Raw genomic sequence first — 699 nt, 5'->3', positions numbered from 1 at the left:
GAACAGGATGGGCCCGTCCGAGTTGTTTCGGCCCCAGGGCTTGGACATCATGTAGTGCTTGCCGCCCTCGCTGTCACAGAAGACGATGTTGGTGAAGTTGATGTCATCAAAGGTGACCAGTCCATCGTGCATCACAGGGTTGGTACTGTTGTCCCAGTAGCAGATTCGGCCGCAGTTAACCGTGCCGGCGTGTACATCCTTCACCGATGCGTAGGCCAGGTAGTTGTTGTTGCTTGCACTCATGACATCGGTGGGAATCCGGGTTCCCTCGAAACCAAGCCCATTGTTGGCGTTGTGCGCGTAGTTGAGCATCTGCGTTGCGTAGCTGCCGCCGTATGCGCCGTTGAAGGTGATGCCGTTGGCGATGGATCCGCCCGGACCGTAGAGCATGACCGGAGATCGCCAACCTGCGCCGCCGACGCCGTTGTTGTTGAACGTATCCCCGAGGACGTAGCCGACCGTCCCGTCCCAGCGCTTGTAGGGGATGGCGAGATCTGTACCGCCGACGCCGAACTGGCCGCTGCTCGTGCCGGTGCCAGTGATGACTGTGCCGTAATTGGCCATCGAAGAACTCCTCTGATAGTTGAACTTGCTGGCGCCAGACAGCACCCCGAGGGGTCGCCAAGTCGGCATGCAGTAGTGCCTCCTCCGCTGCGCGGCGCCGGTCCGGCGGGAGGAAATCGAGGGGAACAGCAGATC

Annotated in this window: 1 protein-coding gene; it reads right to left on the bottom strand. The window is 60.5% G+C overall.

All coding sequences use genetic code 11. From position 1 onward, the window contains the following. Positions 1-564, bottom strand: a 564-nt coding sequence (locus tag AC1DYG_RS18705) for a DUF4185 domain-containing protein (protein WP_477641372.1), incomplete at its 3' end; no start/stop codon positions are given. Positions 565-699: the final 135 nt, after the last annotated feature.

This window comes from Pedococcus sp. P1_H8 (genome assembly GCF_056405175.1).
The sequence above is the reverse complement of the archived record's forward strand: the minus strand, read 5'-3'. Positions and strand labels throughout refer to the sequence as shown.